22 protein-coding genes and 1 pseudogene are annotated in these 19,112 nt (G+C 64.6%); 6 read left to right on the forward strand and 17 right to left on the reverse strand.

Going from position 1 to position 19,112, the window contains the following annotated elements; translation table 11 throughout:
• Positions 1-32 precede the first annotated feature (32 nt).
• From ABIB45_RS21765 to ABIB45_RS21815, 11 genes are all read right to left on the reverse strand, one after another.
• Positions 33-356: a hypothetical protein gene (locus tag ABIB45_RS21765; protein ID WP_354217924.1), complete on the reverse strand. Its 324-nt coding sequence runs from the start codon at positions 354-356 to the stop codon at positions 33-35.
• A 478-nt stretch (positions 357-834) separates the two neighbouring features.
• Positions 835-1,203, reverse strand: a complete 369-nt coding sequence (locus ABIB45_RS21770) for a type II toxin-antitoxin system death-on-curing family toxin (protein WP_354217925.1) — start codon at positions 1,201-1,203, stop codon at positions 835-837.
• Positions 1,200-1,400, reverse strand: a complete 201-nt coding sequence (locus ABIB45_RS21775) for a ribbon-helix-helix protein, CopG family (RefSeq protein WP_354217926.1) — start codon at positions 1,398-1,400, stop codon at positions 1,200-1,202. Before ABIB45_RS21775 ends, ABIB45_RS21770 begins: the two co-directional genes overlap by 4 nt.
• 289 nt (positions 1,401-1,689) lie before the next feature.
• Positions 1,690-2,142, reverse strand: a complete 453-nt coding sequence (locus tag ABIB45_RS21780) for a glycine betaine ABC transporter substrate-binding protein (protein ID WP_502909274.1) — start codon at positions 2,140-2,142, stop codon at positions 1,690-1,692.
• Between the two features lie 75 nt (positions 2,143-2,217).
• Positions 2,218-3,372 carry an ABC transporter substrate-binding protein gene (locus ABIB45_RS21785; RefSeq protein WP_354217927.1) on the reverse strand — a complete coding sequence of 385 codons (1,155 nt, stop codon included), beginning with the start codon at positions 3,370-3,372 and terminating at the stop codon, positions 2,218-2,220.
• A 64-nt stretch (positions 3,373-3,436) separates the two neighbouring features.
• A complete protein-coding gene (locus tag ABIB45_RS21790; protein WP_354217928.1) occupies positions 3,437-4,852 on the reverse strand; it encodes a hypothetical protein in 1,416 nt (471 codons plus the stop codon).
• 111 nt (positions 4,853-4,963) lie between these two features.
• Complete coding sequence (locus ABIB45_RS21795) at positions 4,964-5,512, reverse strand: carboxymuconolactone decarboxylase family protein (protein ID WP_354217929.1); 549 nt, start codon at positions 5,510-5,512, stop codon at positions 4,964-4,966.
• Positions 5,513-5,588: 76 nt separating this feature from the next.
• A complete protein-coding gene (locus tag ABIB45_RS21800; protein WP_354217930.1) occupies positions 5,589-5,888 on the reverse strand; it encodes a DUF427 domain-containing protein in 300 nt (99 codons plus the stop codon).
• Entirely contained in the window at positions 5,885-6,673 is a 789-nt protein-coding gene (locus ABIB45_RS21805; RefSeq protein WP_354217931.1) for a Crp/Fnr family transcriptional regulator, read from the reverse strand. The genes ABIB45_RS21800 and ABIB45_RS21805 overlap by 4 nt, the downstream gene beginning before the upstream one ends.
• Positions 6,670-7,122: a hypothetical protein gene (locus tag ABIB45_RS21810; RefSeq protein ID WP_354217932.1), complete on the reverse strand. Its 453-nt coding sequence runs from the start codon at positions 7,120-7,122 to the stop codon at positions 6,670-6,672. Before ABIB45_RS21810 ends, ABIB45_RS21805 begins: the two co-directional genes overlap by 4 nt.
• A gap of 137 nt (positions 7,123-7,259) precedes the next feature.
• The gene (locus tag ABIB45_RS21815; protein WP_354217933.1) at positions 7,260-8,003 is read right to left on the reverse strand and encodes a class I SAM-dependent methyltransferase; all 744 of its coding nucleotides are present in this window, start codon (positions 8,001-8,003) and stop codon (positions 7,260-7,262) included.
• A gap of 12 nt (positions 8,004-8,015) precedes the next feature.
• Between ABIB45_RS21815 and ABIB45_RS21820 the strand changes: the two genes are divergently transcribed.
• Complete coding sequence (locus ABIB45_RS21820; protein ID WP_354217934.1) at positions 8,016-9,446, forward strand: dihydrolipoyl dehydrogenase family protein; 1,431 nt, start codon at positions 8,016-8,018, stop codon at positions 9,444-9,446.
• On the opposite strand, the gene ABIB45_RS21825 is transcribed toward ABIB45_RS21820, so the two are convergent.
• Both ABIB45_RS21825 and ABIB45_RS21830 read right to left on the reverse strand, forming a co-directional pair.
• On the reverse strand, positions 9,428-10,051 hold the full coding sequence (locus ABIB45_RS21825; protein ID WP_354217935.1) for a CDP-alcohol phosphatidyltransferase family protein: 624 nt from the start codon (positions 10,049-10,051) through the stop codon (positions 9,428-9,430). The two genes, ABIB45_RS21820 and ABIB45_RS21825, sit on opposite strands and share 19 nt — an antisense overlap.
• The gene (locus ABIB45_RS21830) at positions 10,044-10,178 is read right to left on the reverse strand and encodes an LPXTG cell wall anchor domain-containing protein (RefSeq protein WP_354217936.1); all 135 of its coding nucleotides are present in this window, start codon (positions 10,176-10,178) and stop codon (positions 10,044-10,046) included. Before ABIB45_RS21830 ends, ABIB45_RS21825 begins: the two co-directional genes overlap by 8 nt.
• Positions 10,179-10,924: 746 nt before the next feature.
• Between ABIB45_RS21830 and ABIB45_RS21835 the strand changes: the two are divergent.
• A pseudogene (locus ABIB45_RS21835) lies at positions 10,925-11,838 on the forward strand (aldo/keto reductase).
• Positions 11,839-12,161: 323 nt separating this feature from the next.
• On the opposite strand, the gene ABIB45_RS21840 reads toward ABIB45_RS21835, so the two are convergent.
• Together ABIB45_RS21840 and ABIB45_RS21850 are read right to left on the reverse strand one after the other, a co-directional pair.
• On the reverse strand, positions 12,162-12,581 hold the full coding sequence (locus tag ABIB45_RS21840; RefSeq protein WP_354217937.1) for a hypothetical protein: 420 nt from the start codon (positions 12,579-12,581) through the stop codon (positions 12,162-12,164).
• Between the two features lie 290 nt (positions 12,582-12,871).
• Entirely contained in the window at positions 12,872-13,498 is a 627-nt protein-coding gene (locus ABIB45_RS21850) for a hypothetical protein (protein ID WP_354217938.1), read from the reverse strand.
• Positions 13,499-13,670: 172 nt separating this feature from the next.
• On the opposite strand from ABIB45_RS21850, the gene ABIB45_RS21855 reads away from it, so the two are divergent.
• Positions 13,671-14,090 (forward strand): YciI family protein, encoded by a 420-nt coding sequence (locus ABIB45_RS21855; RefSeq protein ID WP_354217939.1) that lies wholly within the window; start codon positions 13,671-13,673, stop codon positions 14,088-14,090.
• Positions 14,091-14,142: 52 nt separating this feature from the next.
• On the forward strand, positions 14,143-15,351 hold the full coding sequence (locus tag ABIB45_RS21860) for an RNA polymerase sigma factor (protein ID WP_354217940.1): 1,209 nt from the start codon (positions 14,143-14,145) through the stop codon (positions 15,349-15,351).
• A gap of 290 nt (positions 15,352-15,641) precedes the next feature.
• Here ABIB45_RS21860 and ABIB45_RS21865 read toward each other — a convergent pair whose 3' ends face one another.
• Positions 15,642-16,079: a VOC family protein gene (locus ABIB45_RS21865; RefSeq protein WP_354217941.1), complete on the reverse strand. Its 438-nt coding sequence runs from the start codon at positions 16,077-16,079 to the stop codon at positions 15,642-15,644.
• A 102-nt stretch (positions 16,080-16,181) separates the two neighbouring features.
• Here ABIB45_RS21865 and ABIB45_RS21870 point away from each other — a divergent pair, with 102 nt between their 5' ends.
• Positions 16,182-16,502, forward strand: a complete 321-nt coding sequence (locus ABIB45_RS21870; protein WP_354217942.1) for a putative immunity protein — start codon at positions 16,182-16,184, stop codon at positions 16,500-16,502.
• Positions 16,503-16,919: 417 nt separating this feature from the next.
• On the forward strand, positions 16,920-17,999 hold the full coding sequence (locus ABIB45_RS21875; RefSeq protein ID WP_354217943.1) for an aminoglycoside phosphotransferase family protein: 1,080 nt from the start codon (positions 16,920-16,922) through the stop codon (positions 17,997-17,999).
• Between the two features lie 333 nt (positions 18,000-18,332).
• Here the strand turns inward: ABIB45_RS21875 and ABIB45_RS21880 are convergent, their stop codons facing one another.
• The gene (locus tag ABIB45_RS21880) at positions 18,333-18,737 is read right to left on the reverse strand and encodes a VOC family protein (RefSeq protein ID WP_354217944.1); all 405 of its coding nucleotides are present in this window, start codon (positions 18,735-18,737) and stop codon (positions 18,333-18,335) included.
• Positions 18,738-19,112 lie beyond the last annotated feature (375 nt).

The following is a 19,112-nucleotide window of genomic DNA, read 5'->3' on the forward strand; positions in this document are numbered from 1 at the left end:
GCAGCCTGACCCACAAACCCACACCACCCGCTTCAGCGCCACCACCCCGCCGGAGACCACCCCTGCACAGACCGCAGGAAGGTCACCTCATTTTCTCCATCGCCGAAAAAAATGAGGCCATGGTTGTTCTTGATGGTCTTAGCGGACCGGCCTTTGGTCTGCATGGCCTTGATCCAGTACGTCAGGTGCCGGCAGTTAAGCTTGTCCACGGGTATGTGCCCGATGATGTCGGCGAGGTGCAGCTTCAGCATGGTCTGATATGTGTGCACTGTGCCAACTGAAGGCCGGACCAGAAGGTCGATATGCTCTTGGATCACGGCCGAGACGGTGGGGGCTTTAGTCTGGTTCGCGACCATCGCATGCTGGGCAATCTCAAAGGATTGGTTGTTGGCATCAAGGAGGCGCTTGAGTGTTTGGGCCTCCGCCGACGTCGCTAGGGTAATCCCCTCTTGCTTTCGCGTCTGGGGTTCCGCCAGCGGACCGTGTAGGACGTGGATCCGTCCGATTTTTTCCGTTCCCAGACGCTGGCCATACCCAAAATTCTAGGCTTCGTGTGCACAGAAAACGAGTTTTTGTGCACACCCAAGATCCTGAAACCCTGCTGACCTGCGGAACCACTGTGCCCGAGGTGGGACTCGAACCGGACTCCAGGCCTTGTAAACACTGAGAAGTCCCGGAAACATGCGGAATCCGGCCCAGTGCGGCCAATGTACGGCCCAGTCCGAAGCCAAAAAGTGTGGACATTGTCCACACTCCGAATCTGGCCCTGCAGGCTCCCCACCAACCGCACGTCAAACGGTTCCTCGAATCAACCGGGAACCCCTCCCACAGGACCTACCGCCGAATCAGGTGTTTCTCGATCAAGTCGGCGCTGCCCTGCAAGTCCACGACTCCGGCAGCCACCCCCACAACCAGATCGAAGCCCTCGTTGGTGCTGAAGTCATGCCGGTAGCCGTTGATCCAGAGCAGCAGGACCATAAGCGTCCAGGCAGTCCGCTTGTTGCCGTCGATGAGCGGATGAAACCTGGCCACGGACTCGAGGAGTGCCGCCGCCTTTACGGCCAGCTGAGGATAGGCTTCCGCGCCCATGACCGTCGTTGCGGGGCGCGCCAAGGCGGAGGCGAGCAACCCGATGTCACGGATGTGGAACCCGTACCGGTCGATCACCTGCAGCGCGTCCTCAATCTCGAGGTAAAAACTCATGCATCCTCAAGGCGTTTGAGCAGCACCGCATCGTGGCTCATTACGAAATCCAGACCCTCACTGATCTCGCGACGGCGACCGTGGCGCTGGAGGATCAGCTCAGCCCCTTGGAGAAGAAGCGCCGACTTGGAGGTGTGTTCCTCGGCGGCAAGCTCATCGAGACGGCGGTCGAGGTCTTCCGGAACTCGCAGATTCATAGCCATACTCAATGGTACCAATCCAGTACCAAATACCCTGAGGTGAGGCGTTTCGAACTTCCAGCCCGCCACAACGAAAGATTTGTGCCACAGGGGTGTGAGTCCGGAGCGCGAAGTGGGGACATTGTCCATACCCCCGAAGAGCTCCCCAGACCGGCCCAGTCCGCCCGATATACGAATCAGTCCGAAGACCAGGTGTGCACGTTAAGCACACCCCATTTGGCCTCGTCTGAAACCGCTCGCGCGGACAGGACGACGGCCGCAGCACGGACGGTTCCGAGGCGGCTCGTCAGGCGATCTGGATCCGCTCGCCCGCCGAGTGCCTCGACGTATCTTCGCAAAGTGTCGACCCGGGCAATTTCCCGGGGAGTTCGTTCATGACGTCCTCGGCGCTGACAGCGGTGGCCGTCTTGTCCACGTACCGCAACAGATTGCCGCTGTAGTCCGGAACAAGGTCGATGGACCTGTCCTGCAACGCCCTGACATACACTTCGCGGGATCCGATCCCGGGCTTGGTCGACGCCGGGATGCCGGCTGCGTTCAGCGCACCTGCGTAGATCTCCGCAAGCGTCTGACTCTCGGGGAAGTTGGCCGAGCCGATGACCAGGGCGCCTCCAGAGCTGGCCTGGTCCGTGGGCCGGGCGTTGTTCAGCGGGTCCGCGCCGGCGCCGCAGGCGGCCAGTCCGAGCGTGAGCAGGGTTCCTGCTGCCAGGGCAGCACTCCGTGTCAGGGCATGTCTCATGATCGTTTTCCTTTTCTTAGCCCGGGCAGTTCCCGGGGTAAATGATGGGGGGCATCGACCACAGGGGCCAGATTGTCAGGTTCTTCCGGTAGTCATGACTGCGGTGGCGGTGTCCCCCGTGGTGGGCCCGCGGGGGTCCGGCTGGCCCGGGACGAGGGCCCGCGCGGAGAGCGGGATTGTGAGCCGGACGGCATCGCCGGCACCCAGCGGCCGGCCCCAGGGCGCCTCGGCCTGAAGTGTGATGCCGGATGCGTCAACGGTGACCAGCCGGCGGGGCCCCAGCACCGGGATGTCCGTCACGATGCCGGGCACGCCGTGCTCGGCAGAGCTCCGGGTATTGTCCTGGATGCTGATGCTTTCCTGCCGGATGACCAGCACGCCCGGGCCGTAGGTCATGGTGAAATCGACCTGGCCGCCGGCGTACAGGGCGTTTAGTTCCGCGGATGTCTTCGGGTAGGTCTTCCCTTCGCGCCATAGCGACGGGGCAAGGCCGGTGAGCGTGTCGGACAGGGCCGGGGTGAGCGTGTCGAATGCTTTCCGGTCGAAGCCGAGCGGCACCTTAGCGTATCCGCCGGAGACGCTGTAGAGCACCTGCCTGGTGAAGACGGAGCCGGTGAAGTCCGGCGGCGCCGGGTACGTGAAGCGGCCTGGATGGGTCCGGGACCAGTCCAGCAGCCCTGCCAGGGTCTTAGGGGGGTCGGTGACGGTGGCGGAGTTGTACGCGAAGGTGAACTGGGCCTTGCTCCACGGCGCTTCGCAACCCTCGACCGGTGTCCCGAAATCGTTGGCCAGCAGCGGGTCGGACGCCGCGGTGAGTGTCATGTTGGGCAGCATCGATGTCCAGCCGCAGGACCAGGCCCCGGCCTGTTTGCCGATGCCGAAGTTGTCCCCGTTGACCCAGACCAGGTCGACGGCACCGTTGCGGGTTCCGGCCTGCACTTCGGTCAGGAAAAGGTTCATCGCGTCTTTCGTGTCGGCGACCGGGACGCGTTTGAGCGTGACTCCTTCTTTCGCCGCCGCGGGTTTGAGCGTGTTGTCGACGTAGGAGTTTCCTTGCTCGTCGCCGCCATACATCCACAGGCGCACGGTCTGGCCCTGGGCGGCGGCGGTGACCTGGTCCCAGCCGGTGAACCCGGGCTGGGCGGCCGGAGGGGCGGCGCAGCCGGCCAGTGCCAGCGCGGCCGCCGCGATACCGGGGAGGAGGTTTCTGGCGCGGAGGGTAAAAATCATGGGCGGTGTTCCGGTCCTGTCAGGGTGATCATCGTCTTGGTTGGGCGTCTTCGCTGCGTCACGGCTACGGTTTCCCGGCCGACGTTGTGACCGGACGGAGCGGCAGCATTTTCCGTAGTCCGGCGTTTTCTGCAGCGTCCCGGGTCGAGTGCTGGACGCAGGCCGGGATGAGCTTCCCGGTTTCGGGGTGGCTCATCGCGTACATGCAAGCGCCGAGGCGTTCCTGGGTTTCCCGGATTTTGGGGTCATCACTGACCACGCCCTGCTCCATCAGGGCCCACGCGGGTGTGACGTCGGCGGCGTCCATGAAGTTGTGAACCACGAACGTTTTGAACGACAGCCGGCGGCGCCAGGCCGCGGATGCCACCGCACGCAGGCCGCCGGCGCGGTGCACGAGGCGGCGGGCAAAAGCGGCGATGACGGGAAGGTCTGCGGGGTGGGCCAGGAGTGCCCGGAGGATTCTGGCGCCCACGATCCAGGCCGGGGTGCCGCCGAAATACATTCCTCCGTGGTGCTTCAGGAGCCGGTCGCGCGCGGCGAGGTCCCGCGGGTCCTCCGGGTCCAGCAGCGCGGTGAGTCCGGTCCCGGTGCTGAGGGCGACGGCGGTCCGGTTGCAGCGGGTGTCCCCGAACTGGGTTCCCTGCCAGGGAATCCTGTGGCCGGCGCCGGCTTCGATGCGGGACCAGGGGGCGATGGTGATCTCCTCGAAGTCCTCGGACCATCTCCGGTCATCCCCGATGTAGGCGGCCGGCTGGAAGGAGAGCATGTCGTATGGCATGTTCAGGACCGCCGTGGTGACCTCGGCGACCTGGCCGACGTTGCCCGGGGTGACGGTCATGTTGTGGGCAAGGTAGGAACTGATTCCGTGGTCGTGTTTGAGGGCGACGAACATTTCGGCAAACCGGGCGCGGAACGGGTTCAGTTCGGCTTCATTCCGGGGGCGCACGGCGCCGCGGCGGCCCCGCATCAGGGAATCGAAGTGCGCGGCAAAGGACACTTTGCGGAACCGGGGGCTGCCGTCATGGTCCAGGACGACGTCCAGGAGGTAGTCGTAGTCGAAATCGCCCTGGGTCATGGACATCGGTTCGCGGCCGTTGGCGTGCATGGCTTCCAGGGCTGCCGCGTGGTCCCTGGCCGGGAGCAGGCTGACTTCCCCGCCGATCAGCTGGGCGTGGGCGCGGGGGCCCCGGACCCGGCGCAGGAACTCCATCTGCTTCCTGACGGCGGCGACGGTGTGTCCGCCGTCGATCCGGACCTTGTTCGCGTCCGCGGAGTGGTAGCACGGCGAGCAGGTCAGATTGCATTTGGGAAAAACGCCGTGGGTGCCTTCGCAGCCGACGGCGCTTCGTCCCAGCAGCTGCGCCGGGGTCTTCACGTGCCCGGGGAGCCCGGCCCAGCGCTGATCCATCGCGGCCCTGCTCTCCGGGTGGACCGGACGTGTCAGGAGCTCGACGCTCCGGAGGAGGGCTGGGATCTTCATGGTTCTCCTGCTGGTGTGGAGGCTAAGCGGCGGACCGGGCGGCAGGGTGCCGTGAGCGTGAGCGTGGGCAAGGTGGAAGGGAGCGCCCTCCCTTCCACCTTCCCCGGCGTCTCAGGCGCTCAGTTCCGGGACGGCGGGCAGGTCCAGTTCGGTTCCGGCGTAGTGGTTGAAGTAGTTGGTGAACAGGTTTGCCGCGATGTGGGCGAACGCTTCGGAGAGTTCCTCGGCGCTCCAGCCGGCGTCCAGGGCCGCCTGCCAGGTCGCGTCGGAGACGTTCCCCGTCCTGGCCGCGGCTTCGCGGGCCACGGAGGAGATGGTTTCGATTTTGTCGTCGAAGTCCACTTCACCGGCGCGGATCGCGATGATCTGCTCATCTGTCAGCCCGGCCCGGCGTGCCGAGAGGGTGTGGGCGGCCTGGCAGTAGTCGCAGCCGTTCTGGTTTCCAACGGCCAGGGCGATCGCTTCCCGTGTGCGGGCGTCAAAGCTGCCGTGGGCTGCGATGGCGGCCGACATCCCCTCGTAGGAGGCGATCACAGCCGGTGAGTGGGCCATCCCGGCGTGGATGTTGAGCAGTTTGCCCATTTTCTGCTCCAGTTTCCGGGCGATCCCCTGGGATGCTTCGGGTGCTGTGGCAACGGTGTGGGCGGGAATGCGCGGCATGCGGGTACTCTCTTATCTTTTCGATTCACAAAGGACAAAACTGTGGGCAAGACGGCAGTGGCGAAACCGGGAACGCTCAGGGGCGGTCGCCGCTGACGGTGACGCCACTGCCGGGGGCGAAGGCGACGTGGCCTTTGATTATCCGGGCCAGGGGTGTCGGCCGCGGGTAGGACCAGGCGGCGTTCGGTGCCTGGTGGCCTCCCGCGTGGACGTGGTGGTAGCGGGCGATGCCTTTCCAGAAGCACAGGGTCCGGACCCAGCTGTTTTCCAATGTGTCCGGAACCAGGGACTCCGGTGGGAAGTAGTGGTTGCCTTCCAGATAGACGGTCTGCTCGGTGCGGGCGATCACCTGGCCGTGAAACGTGGCCGTGATCATGAGGAGCTCCGGGCCAGTTTGCGCAGGACGTCGCGGTCCTGGATGGTGATGCGCCCGCGGCCCTGCCGGATGGCTTTTTTGGCCGTGAACTCGCCCATGATCTTGCTGGTGGCTTCCCGGGAGGCGCCGAGGAGACCGGCGAGTTGTTCGTGGGTCAGGTGGATGGTCCGGGCCTGCCCGAAGCGTGGCGGCCCTCCGGCGTCACCGAGTTTGAGCAGGGTGGACGCCACCTGGGCCGATAGCGGCCGCAGCGCCAGGTCGGTCAGGCGTTCTTCGAGGCGGGCTACCTGTTCGCCCAGGAGCCGGGAGATGCGGATGGCGATGCGCGGATCCGAGAGCAGGAACCGTTCGACCTCGTCCACGCTGAGCTGGCAGATCGCGGAGTCTTCGATGGCGTCGGCATAGTTGTCATACATCCGCTGGCCCACGAGCATCATCTCCCCGAACACGGCGCCCGGTTCCAGGATGGCCATCGTCAGGGCCTTGCCGTCCTCAGCGACCCGGAAGATCCGCACCCGGCCGGATTTGAGGATGAACAGCGCCTTGACGGGCTGGCTTTGGCTGAAGAGCAATTCCCCGCGGCGGAACAGCCGGGCCGGGGCCATGAGGTCCATCGCCCCGATCTCCTGCGCGCTCAGATCAGCGAACAGATCAACTTCATTCAAACAACTGAACGGGTCTGCGGGTTCTGCCATCAGCGGGTCGGCCTCTCGTTGCTGCGGGGCCCACGGTCGCAGGTCTCCGGAGACGGTGGCCCCCACATCGACCCGGCAGGAATCGGTCATGCCCGGCTCCTCAGGACACGGACCGCCACCAGTCCCAGAATAACGCCATAGATCAGGTGCCCCATGAGGCTCATCAGCGCGGTGAGGTTAATGGCGAACAGGGGCATGCCCATCATGACCGGCATGATCATCAGCGGGCCAAGGACCCACCAGATGGCCGCGTAGCCGAGTCCGACAAGGGCACCGCGGCCATACCCGGTCGGGAACCGGTTGCCGAACAGTACCGTCAGGCCGAGCCCGATAGCCACCGAAATCATCAGGTGAACACTGAGCCCGACCACGGCCGAGTTGGAGCCGACCATGGACGCGATGACGGGCAGCATGCCCATCATGGCCATGAGAATTCCAAACACGATACCGCCGGCAATGCCCCCGGCGGCCCCGGCCAGAACGCGCCGCCCCACGCCGGTGCCGGACGCGGGACGGGAAAGAGCTGATGCAGAAGCCATGACGGCGACCTTCCATGAACAGGGTTTTGCTGACGTCTTCAAGGTAAGGCCGGTCCGGAGCACCGTTCAGTAATCTGCACTACACAGCAAAAACAAATATCGGCAATGGTGCACACTCCAGTAAAGCCGGGCCCCGGTTATCGGTCGTTCGCCGTCTTCCCGGCCCGGATCTGCAGGTGTCCGCCCCGGGCGGAGGCGGAGACGACATCGACGCAGCGTTCCTCCACGGCCCGCCAGGGGGCGGCGGTGATATCGGATCCTCCGGCCGCGCAGGCCAGTCGTGCCAGCGGAGTGAGCCACCGCGCCCATCCCACCGGGTCCTGCAGGTCCACGACCCCGACCCGCGCGTCTCTGGCCAGCAGCCCGGTCATGTTCGTCCAGGCCTGCTGCCAGTCCCCCATCAGGGACAGCGAGTAGGTGGCCAGGGCAGCATCCGAACCCGCAGATCCCCCGCTCTCTTCGATGCGGGCAGCGATCGACCCTGGATCCAGCAGCACCATGTCCGCCTGGAGTAGGATCACGTTCTCCCAGCCGCGGGCCTGGGCGCGTCGCCGCGCCTGGCGCAGCATGTCGGCGCTGCGGTCGATGCCGACGATGGTCCCGGAGGCACCAATGCGCTCCTGCAGCAGGGGAAAATTCAGCCCGGTTCCGCAGCCGATGTCCAGCACCTGCTGGCCCTCCGTGGGGGCGAGGGCGTCAATGCCGAGCACCCGTCCGGCATGATAGACAGGGTATTCGCATGAGAACTGGTCGTAATACGGGGCAAACAGTGTGTACTTATCGCGGATGGCGGGCTCCTTCAGGTTTCGTTCCGCCGCAGCGGCACGGTCGCGCAAAACCGGACCGTCGGGCGCAAATGTCCGGCATGCAACATCACTCACAAGGAGTCCATCATGGCAGTCTGGGACCGGATCATTGATCTTTTGGTGGTCGGCGGGGGGACCGCCGGGATCGTGGGCGCGAAAACGGCGGCCGGTTTCGGAGCGCGGACCGTCCTGGTCGAACAGGCCCGCACCGGCGGTGACTGTCTGTGGACAGGATGTGTGCCGTCCAAGACCCTCCTGTCGGCAGCCGAACACGCCGCAACAGCCCGCGCCCTGACCGGGCAGGCACCGGCATTCGCTGACGTGCGGAAACGCATCTTCGCCGCGATCAACACCATCGAACCCGTCGACTCCCCGGCGGCACTCGAAGCCGCCGGGGCGGAGGTCATCAAGGGCACCCTGACGTTCCGCTCCCCCGGGGTGGCCGAGGTTGATGGCAGGACGATCCGTTTCCGGCAGGCACTGATCGCCACCGGCGGCGCACCGGTCAGCACCGGCATCCGGGGCCTGGACCCGGGCGCCATCGTGACCTCAGACACGATCTGGGAACTGGAGACCTTGCCGGGGCGGCTGGCGATTGTCGGCGGCGGCCCGATCGCGTGCGAACTTGGACAAGCCTTCGCCCGCCTCGGATCCGAGGTCACCATGATCGTCCGCTCCCGGATCCTCCCCAAGGAAGACCCCGACGCAGCCGACCTCGTCCGGGATGCCCTGGCAACCGACGGTGTCCGCGTCCTGGAGAACACGACCGTCGAGAACGCGGTCACCACGGACGCCGGGTCCCGGCTCCGGCTTGCGCACGGCGCTAATGTGGACGCCGACGTCGTTCTGCTGGCCACCGGCCGCACTCCCCGGACCGCGGGTCTGGGCCTGGACCGGATCGGGGTCAGCCTGGACAAGGACGGCCAGGTGATCACCGATGCCAGGATGATGACGTCCAACCCGCTCATCTGGGCAGCGGGGGATGTGACCGCCAACCCCCGGTTCACCCACCTGGCCGGCGTCCACGCCTCCGTGGCCGCCTCGAACGCGGTCCTCGGACTCAACCGCACAATCAGCGGCACGGTGCCTCGGGTGACGTTCACCGCACCGGAAGTGGCCGCCGTCGGGCTCACCACCGCCGAGGCCCGCCTGCAGCATCGTGCCCGGACTGTCCGGCATCACCATGTCGACCGGGCCGTCACGGAGGACACCACGGACGGGTTCACCCGCCTGATCGTGGACCGGCGGGGAAAAATCCTGGGCGGCACGATCGTCGGTCCGCGGGCCGGGGAATCCCTGGCTGAACTGACCCTGGCAGTCCAGAAAGGAATGACCACCTCTGACATCGCCGGAACGACGCACCCCTACCCCACCTATTCGGACGGTGTGTGGAACGCCGCCGTCGCCGATGTCCGGGAACGCCTGGCCTCTCCGGGTACACGCCGGGCCATGGCGGCGCTGATCTGGTTCCGGCGCCGATGGCTGGACCGGCCCGTGCCTCACCGCAGGGACCGGTAACCGGCGATGATCCGCTGGACGCCGCTGGCGGTGACCATCAGCGCCCAGACGGACGCGATTTCCCAGGCGGCGCCCGGGAAGATCAGCCAGAGGCTGTGCACGGCCACGGTCTCGGCGCCTTCGGTCAGGCCGGCCAGGAAGGACAAGGACCGGCCGTCCCTGAGCTGGCGGCCGGTTTTTTCGGCGATGGAGGAGAACGCCAGGAAGGCCGTGCCGTTGATGTAGTAGGCGAAAAGGACCAGCAGGAACGGCAGCCACGGGGCACCGAAGCCCGCTGCCGCGCCGATCCCGACGCCGAGGACCGTGGCGCCGTAGACGATGAAATCGGCGCAGATGTCCCAGAATCCGCCCCGCCCGGTGTCTTCAATCCCCGCGCGGGCGTTCCGGCGCCGGGCCAGCGGGCCGTCGAGGCCGTCGGCGACCCGGCACAGCAGCCACGCGGCCAGGGCCGGCAGCCACCACTGCACCGCCAGAGCGGCACTGGTTAGGCCAAGCACCAGGTTCAAGCCCGTCAGCCGGTCAGGGGTGATCCATGGCCGGTCCAGCCATCCAGCGACCCGACCCAGGGCCGGCGCCATGCCAAGCCGCAACCGGGCATCAAACATCGGAGGCCTTGTCCTTCCGGCGCCGCCGGACGACGAACACCAGCCCGGCCACGGTAAGCACACCGAGGGCCCCGAGAGAGAGGCCGAGCTGCCACCCCGGCTGGCCGCCGAACGCGCCCAAGGTCACATAACTCACCGTCCCCGGGAGGATACCGATGGCGGTCCCCAGGAAGTAGGGCCACCAGCGGATCGAGGTCAGCCCGGCGGTGTAGTCCGGCCCAGTGCGGCACCGGTACGGCCCACTCAGAGACCCAAAGTGTGGACACTGTCAACACCCCAATTATCCCCACCTAGGCCTCCTCCAAACAGCCGCACCTCGCGTTGACAGGTGCGGCGCTTCTTTGCCCAGAAAGGCTTGATCCTGCTGGAAGATATGAGCCTCGACTGGCACCGGATCCTGCCCGCGCTCATTGCAGGCTCCCGGGCAAGCCCGCACGGCGCACTGAGTCTCTGGTCTCCGAATAATGATTCCACCCCTTAAAATAATTCATGATTCGAGCGGCGGACAGCTGCACGAACGGCGGCGCCCCTCAGACCCGTCCGCGGATACGGCAGACGCACGAAAACAGGGGAGCCATTGCGGCGGCACCAGCCCCCGCCACAGCACGGCGCCAACAATCAGAGCCTCGCCCCGAAGTAGTCGCTGGTTCCCTAAAACCCGACGGCGTCTGCCTCTGCCGGCGACGCTGTGACGGTGGGATCGCCGTGACACCTTGCGTGCGCCCACAGTGGGCCGTTTTTCACATAGCGTGGAGGGCAAGGGCCGTGCCAAGCTCCGGGACTATGACTATGTCTATTTGACGGAGGACGAACGTGGAATACATCAAGCTCGGAAATACCGGCATGGACATCTCGCCGCTGGCCCTGGGATGCATGACGTTCGGGGACCCGGACCGGGGTCCGCATCCCTGGACGCTGCCGGAGGACCAAAGCCGGCCGCTGATCCGCCAGGCCGTGGAAGCGGGCATCAATTTCTTTGACACCGCCAACGTGTACTCCCATGGCTCGAGCGAGGAAATCATGGGCCGGGCCCTCGCCGATTTTACCCATCGGGAGGAAACTGTCATCGCCACGAAAGTGCACGGGGTAATGCGGCCAGGCCCGAACGGGCGGGGCCTGTCACGCAAGGCCATCTTCGCGGAACTTGATGCCAGCCTGACCCGACTGGCAACCGACTACGTGGATCTGTACCAGATCCACCGGTGGGATCCCGCCACGCCGGTCGAGGAGACCCTGGAAGCCCTTCACGACGTCGTCAAAGCCGGCAAGGTCCGCTATATCGGCGCATCCTCGATGGCCGCCTGGCAGTTCAGCAAAGCGCTGTACCTGCAGCAATTGAACGGCTGGACCCGCTTCGTCACCATGCAGGACCATTACAACTTGGTCTACCGGGAGGAGGAACGCGAAATGTTCCCCCTCTGCGCGGACCAGAAGATAGGGGTACTGCCCTGGAGTCCCCTGGCTCGCGGAAGCTCACACGGGACTGGGACGAGAAAACCAACCGCTCGGAGAAGGACGAGTTCGGCAAGACGCTCTACACCACCGAGGAAAGCGACAGGGCGGTCGCCGAAGCCGTGCGCGTCATCGCCGAACGCCGCGGAGTGCCCCGCGCCCAGGTCGCCCTGGCCTGGGTCCGCTCCAACAGCGTCGTCAGTGCACCGATTGTCGGCGCGAGCAAGCCGGCCCACCTCCAGGACGCCCTCGCCTCCCTGGAACTGACGCTCACCCCCGAGGAAAAGGCCGAACTGGAAAGTTCCTACGTCCCCCACGCTGTCGCCGGATACTGAGCACCTCACCAGACCGACGAGCGGGCTATTTCCAAATCCGAAACGGCCACTCCCGTAGGACGTTACCGTCGCTCGTGTCTTCAGCTCCAAGGTCGAACTGGTTTGCCACGTCTGTCTGATCGGCATTGCGTCCGCCATTTTGTTGACCACTCCCTGAGGGAGAGGCCAGGCGCCAAAAAATCCCGACAGCTGGCTACGTAACTAACCCTTTCGATCCCGGCATCGTCCATGTTCCCTTCAGGAGCATCCGCGAGGTGGAGGGCAAGGTACTGGCCATCATCAAGCGGGAATTTCCGCATCTGTCTAATTAGGTGAGCACTTCCCTATCCGGTGCGGATCTTGCCCCAGGCCAGGGCCAGCATGACCAGGAACGTCAGTGCGGTCCAGATGATCCCCGGCAGTGATACGCCCGGCCGGCCGCCGGTGGCAAAGACCACGATGAGCTGGATGATCAGGTACACGACGAGGATTGCGAAGCCGGCCCCGATCAGCCGCATCGCCCGGGCCTCCCGGTCCGCGTGGACCCCCTTGAGCTGCCACACCACTACAAGGGAGGCGAAGATCTCGATCAGTGAGTCCAGGCCGAAGCCAGCCAGGGCTGGGGAGCCGGCCTGGACCGCCGCGGCGGCCAGGACCGCCAGGCCGATAACGTTCCAGCCGAGGGTCGCGTATTCAAGGCGCAGCCCGCGGCGCTGCAGCACACCCGTGCTCGTGATGGTGGCCGTGGGGTCGGCGCTGGTCATGGCGTGTATCCGTTTCGTCAGTGGGGGATGTGTTCCTGGTCGCGGTGCGGGGCCGGTTCGAGCGGGAAGGTGGAGTGTTCGACGGAAACATCGAAGTGTTCCGCCACGCATTTTGCACGCCCGCGAGGATCAGGGCCGCGTGGCCGTCCGTGAGGCACTCATTCTCGAGGGTAACGTGCCCGGTGATCACGGGAGTGCCGGAGTTGTGGATTTGATCGCTATGAGGCGGCGTTCTGTGATCGCTATATGGCGCATAAGTGTCCGCAAGCCGATGCTCTAACGGGCAGTTCTCAGCCCTCGACGACGGACATCGGCAAGCCGCCCCCGTGCACGGAAGGCGCGATGCTGTCTAGCTTCCAGCCGTCCGCGGATGCCCGGAACGTCGCGGTCTGCGGCAACGAGTAGCCCGTCGGGACGCTGCTCGGCCCATTCGTCTTCGAGCTGAGGTATTCCTCGGTCAATTCCTTGAAATGGACGCTAATCTCCGAACCGGTCACGTCGATCGACTCCACCGTCACCGTCGTCGAAAAGGACGTATACCAGTAACCGGTCGATTTGAATCCGACTTTCGACCGTGCCACCACGGGGAGGTCCCGCTCGCGCTTGGCCCGGTAGGCCGCTGTCGTCTGCCCGTTGGCGAGGCGCGGGGCGGTGGGAGCGTCAAGAACTGTGCCGTTGCGATCTTCGACGGCAGCCCGGACGATGGCCGCGAGCTCGGACGACGAAGGGATTGGCGGCGTCGCGGACGGTCCCACCGTCAGCGGACCGGCTGCCGGCTGGCACCCGGCAAGGGCGAACCCAAGCAGCGCCGCGACGGCAGCCGAGGTGCGTAGGTACTTGATCATGATCCCCCTGTCATGGACAGCCTGCCCTGCCAGCCACAACCGGTCAACGGGGATCAGTGAAGTCCCGGCCAAAGTCATCTTTCGAGATGGCGGGGTGTTTCGGTGAGCGTTGATCGTGGGTTGGCGGGCCGTCCCGCCCGGAAAGCAAGAAAATATTCTTCGCCTAGTGTCGATCTGGCCTCGCGCCGTTCGACCTGTGGGTGAGAAGGTCGAAGGGCGACCTTCCATAACAAAGGAGTATGAAATGGCCAAGTACATGTTGATCATCCGGGCAACCGACGAGTCGTACGCGAACTTCGCGAACATCGACTTCGCGGAAATCATGGAGAGCATGGGCAAGTTCAACGACGAGCTGGTCCGTTCCGGGGTCCTGCTGGCGGCCGAGGGCCTGGCCGATCCGAACGAGGGCGTCGTCGTCGACTTTACCGGCGAAACTCCGGTGGTTACAGACGGTCCTTACGGGGAGACGAAGGAACTGTTCGCTGGCTACTACATCCTCGACGTCGCGTCCAAGCAGGAAGCCATCGAGTGGGCCAAGCGGGCGCCCCTGACGGCGGGCAGCAAGACCGAGATCCGCCGCGTCACCACCATCGATGAGTTTCCTCAGGACAACGAATGGATCCAGAAGGAACTCGCGTGGCGCGAGAAGACCGGACAGCTCTGACCCGGCAGTGACAGCGCACGAGGCGAGGGGCGCCGTCGAAGCGGTGTGGCGGATGGAATCCGCCCGCCTCGTCGGCGCCCTCGCCCGCTACACCGGAGACTTTCCGCTGGCTGAGGATCTCGCACAGGAAGCCCTCGCCGAGGCACTCGTCTCCTGGTCCGTCAACGGGGTGCCAGCAGAGCCTGTCGGGTGGCTGCTGACTACCGGAAGGCGTCGTGCGATCGACACTTTCAGAAGGCTGGCGGCGCGCGAGGAAAAGTATGCCCTGCTTGCCCGCGACCTCGCGGCGGAGATACCGGGAGCGGACGCGCTGTTCAGCCCCGGTGCGATCGACGACGACGTGCTGGCTTTGATGTTCGTCTCATGCCATCCGGTCTTGTCGAGGCAGGCGCGGATCGCGTTGACGCTGCGGGTGGTCGGCGGCATGGGCAGCGATGAGATAGCAAAGGCGTTTCTTGTGCCGGTGCCGACCATTCAGGCGCGCATCACACGGGCCAAGAAGACGCTGGCCGCCGCCCGCGTGCCGTTCGCCGTGCCGGAAGCGCACGAGTTGGCGGAGAGGCTTGGCTCGGTGCTTCAGGTTGTCTATTTGATCTTCACGGAGGGTTCTTCCGCATCGGGTGGCGAGGAGTGGATCCGCACGGATCTGGCCAGCGAGGCGCGCCGGCTGGCTCGCGTGCTGGTGCGGCTCGCGCCCGAGCCCGAGGTGTTCGGGCTGCTCGCACTGTTGGAACTCACCGCCGCCCGATTTCCAGCACGACTCGACATGTCCGAACGCCCGGTGCTTCTTGAGGACCAGGACCGACAGCTGTGGGACCAGTCGGCGATCCGGCGCGGACGTGCGGCACTCGCACGGGCCGTGGGGGCCGGACATGGACTGGGCGCATACGGTCTTCAGGCGTCCATTGCTGAGTGTCACGCGGTGGCGCACTCGGTGGCCGAGACCGACTGGCAGCGGATCATCATTCTCTACGAAGCCCTCGGACGGCTGACACCCTCGCCTATCATCGAACTCAATCGTGCGGTCGCGGTCGCGATGGCCTCCGGTCCGGCGGGCGGCCTCGCGCTGGTCGACGCGATCGCATCACGGGGCGAATTGGCCGGCTCGCACCTGCTCCCCGCGGTCCGCGGCGAGATGCTCACTCGGCTCGGCCGTCGCGACGAGGCACGGTCCGCACTCCTGCAGGCCATTAAGCTGTGCGGGAACGCAGCCGAGCGCGCGGCGCTTGAGCGCAAACTCGACGGCGGCAGCCGGCCTTAGCCTTGACCCACCGATAGGCCTGGGCGGATGATCTGTAGCCGGTTTCGGCGGGTTTGCGGGCTGAGGGCATCGTGGGGTGCTGAGCCTTGCTGCTCATTGGTTCCACTGTCCTGGTTGCGCCGTGTGGCTGGGTTTACGGGGGGTGACCCTATATTTTTGTCAAGCATTGGGACCGGTTTTCCTGGCCGAGACGGCGGGTCGCTTAGCGGGCACTCTGCTGCACATTGAAGGATCCTTTACCGGACGGTCTCTCGACCCTTGTTGCCTAACAATACGGGCCGATTCGGGCGTCAGTCTTTCTTCAGTTCCTCGGCGAGCATCACGAGGATCCCGCTGGGACCGCGGAGGTACGTGAGTTTGTAGAGGTCGGCGTAGGTCGCCACGCCGCGTAGCGGATAGCATCCGTGCTTCGCAGCTACCTCAAGGGCCTTATCGATGTTGTCTACAGAGAAGGCCACGCGGTGCATGCCAATGTCGTTGGGACGCGTCGGGTTCGACTCGATCGCCTCGGGATGGATGTATTCGAAGAGCTCAAGTCGACCATGACCGTCTGGGGTCTGGAGCATCGCGATGTTGGCGTGGTTTCCATCCAGTCCAACGGCAGTATCGGTCCACTCGCCGCTGACCGTGTCACGGCCGATGACCGTAAGACCGAGATCGGTGAAAAAGGCGATTGCTGCTTCGATGTCGCGAACAGCGATACCCACATTCTCAAGTTTGATGGCCATGCGTTGAAAGCTACCAAGGCGGAGCGATCAGCTCCAGTGGCGAGGCGCACTGGTCGTCGAGTAAACGGGGATCGGTCTGCGAGTCGTGTGTACGGTACTGATATGGCTTCTCCGCAGACGCTAAGCGAGGCCGAGCGCCGCGTCGTCGCGACTTGGGCCGCAGACTGCGCTGAGCGAGTCCTGGCCTTATTTGAGGCACAGGCTCCGGCAGATGGTCGCCCCCGCGACGCCATCGCCCGAGCCCGAGCCTTCGCTCGCGGTGAGCACAGTGCCGCCGAAGAGATCCGCCGGCGGTTTGTTGCTGGCCGTGCCGCAAGCGAGGTGAATAGCCCTGCTGCGGTGGCTGCCGCCCGCTCTGCCACACAAGCCGCAGCCGTCGCTCACATGGGCGCGCACGCCTTGGGGCAGCCGCGTATGCCGTGAAAGCGGCCGGACTGGCGACGCCCGGTCGGCCCCAGACGGTCGACGACGAGATCCACTGGCAACTCGAGCACATGAGTGCCGAAGCCCGTTCCGCGCTTCGGCGCTTGCCCCCGCTGGGTGGGAATTCCGCCGGTCCGCTGGGGCCAGGACTTCTTGCGTCCGGAATCCTCGCCTCGATCATCCGCGCGATCCAGGCCGACTTGGCTCGCCCTGACCAGCCTTCCTCCAGCTGAATCTGCCGCCCGCAAGCTGGTCCTACGCCGCAACACCCTTCAAGTACTCTTTCGGTGGCCGAATGTTCGGTAGGCGGGGGATCTGCGGCAAGGAGGTGCGTTTCGGCTCATTGTCCGTCGAGACAGTCTGTTATCTAATGTGTAGACACCGGCGAAGTCTTCGTCTCGGCTCTAAGGAGCTTGCATGGAATCCAAGCAGTGGCGGAAGCTAGGAATCTTGGGGCCAGCCATACCGGACGCCGCGCTGTTGAACAACGTTGTTGGCTTTGCGCTGGGGGAACCCGAGGTAGAGGTTCATACGGTTGGTGCATACGGCATTGGATCGTCTGTCCTGAACATGACCACCGGGGGGTTGTGGAGAGTTTATGGTTCGGCCCGCCCAGCGGATTCTTCGTTACGGACTCTGGCATTCAGTGTTGTGGTGAAGCTTATTCAATCGCCGCTGCTGTGGGGTGGCATTGAGCGGATACCACAGGAGTTCCGACCTGGCTTGGTAGCCAACTATCCGTGGCGGACGGAGGCTGAGGTCTACGCCTCGGGGTTGTCGGACGCCATGCCGCTGAACAGTCGTTTGCCGAAGCCGTTCGGCGTCGTCGAGGTAGGGGAGGACCGGGCGGTTATTTGGATGGAGGATGTTGTCCAGGACGATCATGCTGAATGGTCAGATGAACAATTCAGGGATGCAGCCGGGGTGCTGGGTTTTCTCGCCGGAAGTACGGCAGTTGAACGATGCAGTGAGGGGATTCGGGACACGAGGCGGCCGAACCGGCTGAAGTATTTCTTGGCGGGAGTGGGAAAGTCCGTGCTGATACCGGCCATTAAAGGTCATGAGATATGGTCTCACCCTGCTGTAGCGGCAAATTCGGACCCTGCCCTTGTGTCCGGGCTGCGCTCCTTTGCAGATCAATCCCACCTGCTTGTGGACGAGATGATGACCTTGCCGGCGCTTCCGGCCCACGGTGATGCGTGTCCGCAAAATCTTTTGACAGAAGGGGAAGACCCCGTCACCGGACGCACGAATTTCGCGGTGGTGGATTGGGGGATGTTCGGGCAGGTCTGTGCCGGATATGATCTGGCGCAGTTACTCGCCGGGCGGGTCAACGAGGGAACCATGCCAGGGACGGCGCTGCATCGCTTGGAGCCGATCTGCATGGACGCCTACTGCGCCGGCCTGAAGGCAGCCGGTTCTACTGTGAGTCGGAATCAGGTCCGTCGGGTTTTGGCTATTTCAATCGCTGTTTTTTCCGGCCTCACAGCTGTATGAGCGACCGACTCGCTGAAGGGGACACGGGTGAACTTCGGTCCCTAATGGCGGGCAGACTCGACATGGCCCGTTTTGTCCTGGACCTTCTCGCGGCAACCTCCAAGTGACAGAGGTGAAGCTCGGCAGCCCTAACCCCGTCGTCGGGCTGATTCGCGATTAGCAACACCTACTACCCGGCCCCGGCGCCCGTTAGCCGGTCGTCCAGCGCTCAGCCAAACATGCCTTCGGCCAGCCGTGTGAATCGCGGCGATATATGGCGGCCTTTTCACGGCGCTAAATGACACCCCCGGTGCCCGTAAGCCGATCCTTCACCGGACGCTCGCCACATTCTGCTTAACCGGCGGCTACGAGCTCGATCTCGAAGCCGTCTGAGTTGAAGAGGTAAGCGGCGTAGTGATCAGGGCCGCCAGCGTGCGGGTACTTGTCCTGGAACAGCTGCCTCCATCCGTAACGAACGCCTTCCACGACAAGCGCATCCACGTCTTTCTGACTTCCCGCGTGGAACGCCAAGTGGTCAAGGCCCGGTGCCGTGCGCTCATGGTCACGGCCGCTCAAGGCTGGTGACTGTTCGACCACGATGTAGGTCGGGCCAAGTCGCCAACTGGTTCCTGAGTCCCAGCTTTGGTAAGTGGAGTATCCCAAGCGGGGCAGAATCCAACCCCACTCATGCTTGGCGCGGTCGATGTCAGGGACCCATAGCTCGACATGGTGCAGGGTCCCCTTGGGAGGGGTGTTCACGAAGGTGAGTCTTTCATGCTCGATCACAGGCGCCCGTAAGTCGATCCCTCAGCGGGACATTATGAGGCCTGTTGATCTGGTTGGGTCAGCAAGACGATCGCCAAGGCCGACCGTTCAGGGAGGCAGATCGCTAGTGCCCCAAGCGAGCCGTTTTCACCGGCGGCGTGAGGCCAGCACTCCATAGAACGCGGTCACGACGAAAACAAGTGTTAGGAGTACTGACGTATTGACGACGATGGAGAGCTCCATTTGGTGAGGCAAGAGCATGGTCGTGTCCCACCCCCTACGTGTCAGGGTTGGGTGAGGCCAGTACCTCATAGCAACTTCGTCTAATTCGTAGGGCGAGAATCAGGATCATCACCAATGTCTGTCTCC

This window comes from Arthrobacter sp. UYCo732, assembly GCF_040547265.1.
Classification (GTDB): Bacteria; Actinomycetota; Actinomycetes; order Actinomycetales; family Micrococcaceae; genus Arthrobacter.